Here is an 8,575-nt window from a genome sequence, read left to right as displayed (position 1 = left end):
CATCATGCGTTGCTTGAAGCGGTACGTGGCTCGGGAGGTCTTCCGGGTTCTGGCCTCGAAGAACATTCCCGCGCAACAGTGTCAGGACGACTTCGCTGAAGCCGCTTGACATCCATAGGAGCATCCCGGGAACGGACCCCGCGATCCGGTGGGAGGTCGAGGCGGCCGGGCACCGGCCTCACCTCGACCTCCCGTTCGGGATCGCCGACCGCGGCGGGTGCCCGCGGCCGGGACGCGGCGGCCGTCCTGTTCCCCTCCTGGAAGAACCCCTTCCGGGCGGCGGGACGCGCCATCGTGCTCGTACGAGGGAACCTCCACCCGGATCACCGGACGGAGGCCTCCAGCATGATCCATCGGCCACCCCCGCTCACCGACCCGACTGCGGCGCCCGTGGGCTCCTTGGCGTATCCTCCCAAGTCAGCGGGGTCACAAGTGACCCTTTCGCCCCGCATGCCCGTGGTCGCACCCCGAGCCCCACGCACCTCGGCGGTCCAAGCGGCCCGTGACCGTAACCCCGCGCGAAGATCGGTGCCTTCATGGCCGAGCAGGACGCCCCCACCCCGAAGAACGAACACGGCGAGCGCGTGGCCCGATGGGAACGCAGGTCGGAGATTCCGATGCTGCTACTGGCCGGAGCGTTCCTCGTCGCCTACGCCTGGCCCGTCATCGACCCCGACCTGGAACCGGACCTGTACACCGTGCTGGAGACGCTGTCGTGGACGGTCTGGCTGTCCTTCGGCGCCGACTTCGTCATCCGGGTCCACCTCAGCGAGAACCGGTTGAAGTACGCCCTGCGCCACTGGTACGACGTCCTCCTGATCCTGATGCCCGTGTTCCGGACCCTGCGCCTGCTGCGGCTGTTCGCGCTCATGCGCATGCTGAACCGCTCCGCGCAGGGAGGCTCCCTGGAGGGCAAGGCCTCCCTCTACGTCGGCGGCGCGGCAACGCTCACCATCTTCCTGGGGGCGGTGACCGTGCTCGACATCGAACGGGGGGCGCCCGACGCGAACATCACCGAACTCGGGGACGCCCTGTGGTGGGCGCTGGTGACGGCCACGACGGTCGGATACGGGGATTACTACCCGGTCACGCTCGAAGGACGGCTGGTGGCCGTCGTGCTGATGATCATGGGCATCGGCCTGATGGGCGTCGTCACGGCGGCGGCCGCGTCGTGGTTCCTGAGAAGCGCGGCGAAGAACGTCTCCTCCGCCCCGTGATCCCCGACCGGCCGCCTACGGAGCGACCGTCACCACGCGGTCGCGCACCGGCGGAGAGGCGTTCTCCCGAGGCTTCTCGTACCGGTGCCCGATCATCCTCACCGAGAACGGCCCGGCCGGGGCGGCGGATCCCATCGGCCACGGTCCGACGGCCGACCGACTCTTCCACTCCGGCAAGCACGAACGGCACGGCAAAACGTCCAGGTCGTGTCCGCACCCGCCGACGAGCCCCTACGGACGTCCTGGTCACTGCTCGACGCGATGCACGACATCAGTGCTTCACGGGTGTCGAGGGTCGCCGAACGTGTCGAGGCCGCAGGACCGACCGGGTTGGGCGACGGGGACCACGTGGGGCTGGCCGAGCCGATAACCTGGCCATTCAAGGGCCAAGGTAAACCGGGGTGGAAAAGGGCACCGACTCCGCCCTTGCCAAGCCCTGCACCCCCAATGAGCGAGCGATCGACCAGCTCGAAAAATAAACGCCCTGCGCCGCCCATCCTGCTGACCGAAACGGGCAGCAGAGATCACCCGCGCCATGCTGGCACTTCAGCCCCGACAAGCAGGAAAAAAGGGCTCACTACTAGTCTTGCTTTTTTGGGCGCGCGCGAGTCTGGCGGTTGAAATAAGAATAACCCACTCCCTCCCCGGAAAGTCAATTATGCCAATGCTTCGATTCTTTGAGTCGCGCACGAAAGCATCACCATCAAAGCATGCGAACTCTACACATTCCTCGGGGATGGAATAACTACTTGTACGCCAAGGAATAAGAGCAGCATGGACCTTTGACATTCGCACTCCCTGGGGGTCGAGATAGCGTGAGCCCTGGTTCGCCTCTACCCCTACCCATGCAAGGGGGTCATGCATCCTGAAACTCGCGAAACATGTCCACGGTAAGGATAATTCTGTGATTTCTGTTGTCCCATGTTAGCCAGCGTGCCCCACGGTAGCCACGGACCCGAGGACTGGGTCAGCACAAAGAGAGCAGAAATAACGTCAAAAACTCAGAGAGCGATGGACATCTTCCAATACATCAAATGAGCCCTCCCCTCCCAAAGCGTAATTTCTCATGAGTTCATTGAGATCATGCTTTCTGGCGCTCACCATCTCCTCGCTGGGGGTAGCGGATGGCCCGTTGGATTCTGTAAAAAGAAGGTCATCCAGGCCACCAGAGAAGGAGAGTATGCTGAACGAGTGGAGCATCCCTGGCATCCAATCGGAGCCCTGGGGTATGACGTGAATACGAACAAGTCCATTTTGGAAAATTTTCAGGAGGCGTTCGATCTGCCTTCGCATAATTCCAGGGTCACTCCGCTTTCCCACGTGACGCCGAAGTACAGACTCGTCAATAATGTATATTTCCTTGGGTGGATTTACTCGGCTTCGAAGTTTTTCCTGCCGCTTCATTCGGAGTTCAACAATTTTCTCCGCTTTCTCAGCAGCTTCTTCGGGCCTGCACATGGTCGCGAGAACCCGGGCGTACTCCGGAGTCTGCAACAGGCCCGGTACCACAGACATCTGCACCTGGCGAATGGAGTCGGCCCCGGCTTCGAGGCCGACGAACTTGAGGTAGTCGCGGCTGACGTAGGTTCGGTACTGCTTCCACCAAGCGGGTTGACGCGCACCCTGACCGAGTTCGACGAGTTCATCGCCGGCCGGGGTTCCCATCACCCCATATAGACGCAGCAGGGCCTCAAGCTCCGTCTTGGGCAGGACCTGCTTGCCGGTCTCGAAACGCATCATCTTGTGGTAGGACCATTCCAGATCTCGGGCCACTTGGTTCTGACTCCAGCCCTGGTCTTTGCGCAGCTGGGTCAGCCGACGGATCAGCTGCGCTTGCTGGACTGCGGGACCGCTGTCCAAGGTCATGATCGTCCTTCCGGTTCGGTACATTAGATGCCATCTTGCGGTGTGATACGTGGCAGGATAAGTACCGACAGGTTCGTGGTGCTCTGCCCCTTGCATCCACTGAAGGGGGATGATGTACGGGGAGCAGGCCGGGGGGGGTAAATTGTGGCGAATCGCTACCTAGCACAGACTATGGTACATCTGGTGCCTGTAGCGACCTCGGTGGGGTGGGAGACCCTCAAGTCCCGTCGAGCGTGAGCAGACAGCCCGGAGAGCACCCTCTCCACTGGCAAAGCCTCCACGATCCCTCGCTTGCCACAGCCACTCCGATCCCATTTCAGGGCCGTGAGCACCACCGTGCCCCTGTCGAACACCGGTTCAACCTCTCGGTGTGAAGCCGTCAAGGCCAGCGACGTCGTCTCCTAGACCTGGAACGAAGTCGTCGGCGTAGTCGTCTTCCAACAGAGAGGAATCGGATGAAGAAGTGCCGCGCCCGCTACGTCGGGCGTCACCGTAAGAAACTGGGGCCCTGGGAGAGGCTCTGGGCGATCGCCCTCTTCGCGGTGAAGGCCGTCATCATCGGAACCACCGTAGGCCTGATCCGAGTGGTCTTCGGACAGACCATCGATCTCCAGGAGGTGATCGCACTATTTGAGTTGCTCCTGCTTGCCGGAGACAGAGGAGACCCCAGGGGGTCACTGGAGAGTGACCATCCCTGAGGTCCCGGGAGGCGGGTCCGCGAACGGTCTGGACAACTTACGCGGATCCGCCGGCTTACAACCCCTCTGGTGCTCACGGCACCTCACCCTGAGAGTTGCATGTTGGCCTCAGGCTGGCAGGGTTCACTTACCATAACTCTCAGCTAGGCGCTGTCGATTCCGTGATTCCCAAGGGAAGGAGTTGGCAGCGCCTTCGGCGTGCCGCGCCCAGCGGAGGTGGCGAGAGTCGGCGGGGTGCTACGTTGCACCTCTGTTCAGGGTGTTACTGGCAGGTACAGTACCGCCCTGCTGAATTTAGGGCAACACCAATCGCCGCAGCGATGGGACCGGAAGCCCCGTGATCGGCCCCACGGAAGGGCGCACCCTGCGAGTCCGGGCCCTGGGCCGTTCGGCTTGACGTGGGTGTCCGTTTGGGTTGTCGATGCGTCGCGCACCCTACCACCTGGTGTCTTCTATATCGGCCAAGAGGGCTCGCCCTCTGAAGACCGAAACTCAGGCCGATGCACGTCCGTTCACCACCCAAGTCATCGGCACGCACAGGAAGCCGAGAACCGACTTCGCTGTGGTTCATCACACTTACATGACATGACAGCACAGTTTGCTACGTGGCACAGCACTTCTGCGATTTTTTACGGATCTTCTGTTTCCCGCAAGGCCAAAACACACATAAAGGATAGAAATAGACAAATATGTACGCACAGCAAAGAAGATGCTGATATCCCCGTTGGAGCCACAGCCGCCTAGATGTGGCAGATCTGGCACCGGTTTCGTGTTCATGGCGTAGTTCCCCGGTCGACGTTGGTCGTGACCCTGGAGGCTCGAACCTTGCCCCCGGAGGTGTCTCGTGCCGGGTGGAGGCTCTGGCATGGACCGGCTTCGGTGGCCATCCTCGTCTCCCGGTGCTCTCGGGTGATCGGAACGAGAACCAACAAAAGGAAAAAGCTGACACGGCACGGACCGTGGGCCGTCACAGCGTTCGTGAAGGGTGAGCGAACGGCTCGCCGATGGCTGACCGGAAGGAGATGCACGGCAGACAATGCCTCATGCGTGATCTGACAGGTCCACGGTCCTGCAAAGGGACGGGAGTTGGAGGTATGGCCTCTGAACTTCGCTGGCATCCTTGAAAACTCATTGGATGTCATCCCCTTCAGCCCGTGAGAGCGGTTGCTGGCTGAGTGGATCCGGCGTTGAGCCAAGAGTTATGTCGTTATTCCACTCCGAAGCAGAGCGGGCCCCTGGTGAGGGCGTGGGAGCCATCACCACGGGCAGGTGGGTCACTACTCGCCCATGACACGGCGTAGTTGCGGGCAGCCCGGGACAGGGCCGTGGTGGCGGAACATCTGTCGATGGTGTCCCAGCCGTTCAGATCCATCAGGTCGCCCTCCCGCCGCGCGTGAGGTAGCGGTGGGAGAAATCGTGCCGTCTGCGGTGCAGTTAGACATCGTCCACGCTCGCCCGGCAGGCACGACGGCACACCATCTGGTAAATAACGGACTCCGTCAACGGTCTGCCCTTGCCGGTAACAAACGCGCGGCGGTCGGTGTCAGTAGGCTGACCGCCGGCCGGCAGGTGCTCGGCCGCGAACCAGGAGGCGGCCTGCGAGTAAAGCGTGATGGTCTTGCGACTCCTGCCCTCGGCCCGCAGGTAGAGGACGAAGGAGTCGATGTGGGGCTTCAGCGGTCCGGCGGCCAGGTTGCGCGGTCCTCGGCGGAGGTAGCGAGTAGCCATAAGCGGTAGCTCTCCAAGCGGTCACACACGTGCAGTGATGTGTTCCGCCTGGAGATGTCCCAGGTCAGACCATGTGAGAGCCGGCGAGGGGACTTGAACCCCTAACCTGCCGCTTACAAGGCGGCTGCTCTGCCAATTGAGCTACGCCGGCGGGTCGTTCGGCTCCGGGAAGGAGACGCGTCCTCCCGAATGGTACCGGGTGAGGTGCCTTTCGGCCTACTCGGAAATACCCGTACCCCCGGCCCCCCTGTCGGGGACCGGGGGTGGGCACGATCAGGAGTTCTGGGCGGCGCGCAGGCGGGCGACCTCGTACAGGGAGACGCCGGCGGCGACGGAGGCGTTGAGCGACTCGGCGTTGCCGATCGGGATGCTCGCGACCACGTCGCAGGATTCGCGCACCAGTCGGGACAGGCCCTTGCCCTCGGAGCCGACCACGACGACCAGCGGTCCGCCGGCCAGGTCCAGGTCCGTGATGAGGGCGTCGCCGTCGGCGTCGAGGCCGACGACGAACAGGCCCGCCTTCTTGAAGGTCTCCAGGGCGCGGGTGAGGTTGGTGGCCTGCGCGATGGGCAGGCGGGCCAGGGTGCCCGCGGAGGTCTTCCACACGGTGGCGGTCACACCCGCGGCGCGACGCTCCGGGATGAGCAGGCCGTCGGCGTTGAACGCGGCGGCCGAACGGGCGATCGCACCGAGGTTGTGCGGGTCGGTGACACCGTCGAGCGCGACGATGAGCGGAGGCGCGTCGGAGCCCAGCGACCGCTCCAACAGTTCCTCGGGCAGCTGGTAGCGGTAGGGGCGCACACGCAGGACCATGCCCTGGTGAACGGCGCCGGGCTGGCCGCTGCTCTCGCAGCGACGGTCGAGTTCGGCGCGGGTGACCTCCAGGACCTCGACGTTCTGCTCACCGGCGAGGCGGGCCGCCTCGTTGACGCGGTCGTCGGAGTCGAGGCTGTTGGACAGGAAGAGGCGGCTGGCGGGCATCCCGGCGCGGAGCGCCTCCAGGACGGGGTTGCGGCCCACGAGCAGGTCGGAGTCGATCCGACGGCGGTCGGTGTCCGTGTGGGGGGAACGCGCCTGCGTGCCGGAGCCCTCGGCCGTGGCGCGGCGGATCGCCTTGGAGCGCTGCTTACCGTCGTACCAGTGCCGCTGCTCGGCGGGCAGGGTGCCCTTCTTCGCCTCCAGGGAACGACGGCCCTTGCCGCCGCTGCCCTTCGTGGGGCCCTTCTTGCTCTTCTTCGCCGGCATGATCGCCGTCCCTCCGTCAAGTATCGCGAGCATGCCGGAAGAGTCCTCCGGCGTATGGGGTGCCGCTTCGCCGATGGCGGCGGCAAACCCCCAGACTACCGCCGGGCCGGCACCGAACGTGTTGTCCACGGGTACGCGAGCGCACCCGGCGGCCGGTGCGGGGGCGGCCCACCGTGGAAATCGGGGGCCGTCCCGCTCCGGACACCGCACGCCGTCCGTGTTCAGCTCCTCCGCAGGTCCCAGCGCGGCCCCTGCGGGGTGTCCTCCACCACCACGCCCGCCGCGGCGAGGCCGTCACGGATGGCGTCGGCGGCCGTGTAGTCCTTGCGGGCGCGTGCGGCCTGGCGCTGTTCGAGGGCGACCGCGACGAGCCCGTCGACGACCTCGCGCAGCCCGTGGTCCCCGGAGGACCACTGTTCGCTCAGCGGGTCCAGGCCCAGGACGTCGAGCATGGCGCGCAGTTCCCCGGCGAGCTCGCCGGCCTTCTCCTTGCCGCCGGCGGCCAGGGCGCTGTTGCCCTCGCGGACGTGTCCGTGCACGACGGCGAGGGCCTGGGACACGCCCAGGTCGTCGTCGAGCGCGGCGGCGAACTCGGCGGGCACCCGGGCCGCGGGCGCGACCTCGCCCAGGACCTCGACGGCGCGGGTGAGGAAGCCCTCGATCCGCTGGTAGGCGACGGCCGCCTCACGGAGTGCCTCGTCGGAGTAGTCGATGGTGGAGCGGTAGTGGGCCTGGCCGAGGTAGTAGCGCAGTTCGACGGCGCGGACCTTCTCCAGCATCTGCGGGATCCGCATGGAGTTGCCGAGCGACTTGGCCATCTTCTCGCCGCCGATCTTGAGCAGACCGTTGTGCAGCCAGTACTGCGCGAAGGCGTCACCGGCGGCGCGGGACTGGGCCATCTCGTTCTCGTGGTGCGGGAAGACCAGGTCCAGGCCGCCGCCGTGGATGTCGAAGGACGGGCCGAGGTACTTGGTGGCCATCGCCGAGCACTCCAGATGCCAGCCGGGTCGGCCGCGACCCCACGGGGTGGGCCAGGTGGGCTCCCCGGGCTTGGCGCCCTTCCACAGGGCGAAGTCGCGGGGGTCGCGCTTGTCCCGGTCGGGGTCGGAGTCGGCCGCGGCCTGCACCTGCTCCAACCGCTGGTTGGAGAGTTCCCCGTAGGGCGGGAAGGAGCGCACGTCGAAGTAGACGTCACCGGAACCGTCGTCGGCGGCGTAGGCGTGCCCGGCGTCGATGAGCCGTTGCATGAGCTCGATCATCTCCGGCACGTGGCCGGTGGCGCGCGGCTCGACGGTGGGCGGCAGGCAGCCCAGGACGTCGTAGGCGTGGGTGAAGGCGCGCTGGTTGCGCTCGCTGATCCGCCACCAGGGCACGTCCTCGGCGCACGCGACGTTGATGATCTTGTCGTCGATGTCCGTGACGTTGCGGCAGAAGGTGACCTCGTAACCCGAGTGGGTCAGCCAACGGCGCAGGATGTCGAAGTTCACCCCGGATCGGATGTGACCGATGTGCGGAGGTGCCTGCACCGTGGCACCACACAGGTACAGGGAGGCGTGTCCCTCACGCAGGGGGACGAAGTCTCGGACCTGTCGGGCACTGGTGTCGTAGAAGCGCAGACTCACGTTGTCAAGCCTATCCTCTTTCCCCTCACATCCGCGTCACAAACCGACGACTCCGACCCGAGCGAACGTGGTGACGGGTGGGTCGCGGTGCCCCTGTTTCCCCTCTCGGACATCCCGAAGCACCTATATATGAAGAACCGTATTCGGACCTTCGCCGTGTGAGATACCCCGGGACGGAGGCCTCTCGGCCAGGAACGGC

At 65.0% G+C, this 8,575-nt stretch carries 7 protein-coding genes and 1 tRNA gene; 2 read left to right on the top strand and 6 right to left on the bottom strand.

What is annotated here, in order from left to right:
* The first annotated feature begins 536 nt into the window (after positions 1–536).
* The gene (locus RM479_RS07680) at positions 537–1,217 is read left to right on the top strand and encodes a potassium channel family protein (protein ID WP_311511011.1); all 681 of its coding nucleotides are present in this window, start codon (positions 537–539) and stop codon (positions 1,215–1,217) included.
* Between the two features lie 546 nt (positions 1,218–1,763).
* Here RM479_RS07680 and RM479_RS27585 read toward each other — a convergent pair.
* Together RM479_RS27585 and RM479_RS07675 are read right to left on the bottom strand one after the other, a co-directional pair.
* Complete coding sequence (locus RM479_RS27585) at positions 1,764–2,006, bottom strand: DUF397 domain-containing protein (RefSeq protein WP_397221584.1); 243 nt, start codon at positions 2,004–2,006, stop codon at positions 1,764–1,766.
* Between the two features lie 204 nt (positions 2,007–2,210).
* Complete coding sequence (locus RM479_RS07675) at positions 2,211–3,083, bottom strand: helix-turn-helix domain-containing protein (RefSeq protein WP_311511010.1); 873 nt, start codon at positions 3,081–3,083, stop codon at positions 2,211–2,213.
* A gap of 455 nt (positions 3,084–3,538) precedes the next feature.
* On the opposite strand from RM479_RS07675, the gene RM479_RS07670 reads away from it, so the two are divergent.
* On the top strand, positions 3,539–3,781 hold the full coding sequence (locus tag RM479_RS07670; RefSeq protein WP_311511009.1) for a hypothetical protein: 243 nt from the start codon (positions 3,539–3,541) through the stop codon (positions 3,779–3,781).
* A 1,434-nt stretch (positions 3,782–5,215) separates the two neighbouring features.
* Here the strand turns inward: RM479_RS07670 and RM479_RS07665 are convergent.
* The 4 genes from RM479_RS07665 to cysS all read right to left on the bottom strand — a co-directional run bounded on the left by RM479_RS07665 (position 5,216) and on the right by cysS (position 8,376).
* The gene (locus RM479_RS07665; RefSeq protein ID WP_311511008.1) at positions 5,216–5,509 is read right to left on the bottom strand and encodes a hypothetical protein; all 294 of its coding nucleotides are present in this window, start codon (positions 5,507–5,509) and stop codon (positions 5,216–5,218) included.
* Positions 5,510–5,587: 78 nt separating this feature from the next.
* A tRNA-Thr gene (locus RM479_RS07660) sits at positions 5,588–5,660 on the bottom strand.
* Between the two features lie 122 nt (positions 5,661–5,782).
* Complete coding sequence (gene rlmB / locus RM479_RS07655; RefSeq protein ID WP_311511026.1) at positions 5,783–6,754, bottom strand: 23S rRNA (guanosine(2251)-2'-O)-methyltransferase RlmB; 972 nt, start codon at positions 6,752–6,754, stop codon at positions 5,783–5,785.
* Between the two features lie 221 nt (positions 6,755–6,975).
* Positions 6,976–8,376 carry a cysteine--tRNA ligase gene (gene cysS, locus RM479_RS07650; RefSeq protein WP_311511007.1) on the bottom strand — a complete coding sequence of 467 codons (1,401 nt, stop codon included), beginning with the start codon at positions 8,374–8,376 and terminating at the stop codon, positions 6,976–6,978.
* Positions 8,377–8,575: the final 199 nt, after the last annotated feature.

The organism is Nocardiopsis lambiniae, from assembly GCF_031845465.1.
Classification (GTDB): domain Bacteria; phylum Actinomycetota; class Actinomycetes; order Streptosporangiales; family Streptosporangiaceae; genus Nocardiopsis; species Nocardiopsis lambiniae.
This window is presented reverse-complemented; position numbering and strand designations above follow the sequence as displayed.

What these genes read in the sequence shown, in the direction of transcription:
- RM479_RS07675 (WP_311511010.1), bottom strand. Translation starts at nt 3,083, where the DNA reads ATGACCTTGGACAGCGGTCCCGCAGTCCAGCAAGCGCAGCTGATCCGT.
- RM479_RS07670 (WP_311511009.1), top strand. Translation starts at nt 3,539, where the DNA reads ATGAAGAAGTGCCGCGCCCGCTACGTCGGGCGTCACCGTAAGAAACTG.
- rlmB (WP_311511026.1), bottom strand. Translation starts at nt 6,754, where the DNA reads ATGCCGGCGAAGAAGAGCAAGAAGGGCCCCACGAAGGGCAGCGGCGGC.
- RM479_RS27585 (WP_397221584.1), bottom strand. Translation starts at nt 2,006, where the DNA reads ATGTCAAAGGTCCATGCTGCTCTTATTCCTTGGCGTACAAGTAGTTAT.
- RM479_RS07665 (WP_311511008.1), bottom strand. Translation starts at nt 5,509, where the DNA reads ATGGCTACTCGCTACCTCCGCCGAGGACCGCGCAACCTGGCCGCCGGA.
- RM479_RS07680 (WP_311511011.1), top strand. Translation starts at nt 537, where the DNA reads ATGGCCGAGCAGGACGCCCCCACCCCGAAGAACGAACACGGCGAGCGC.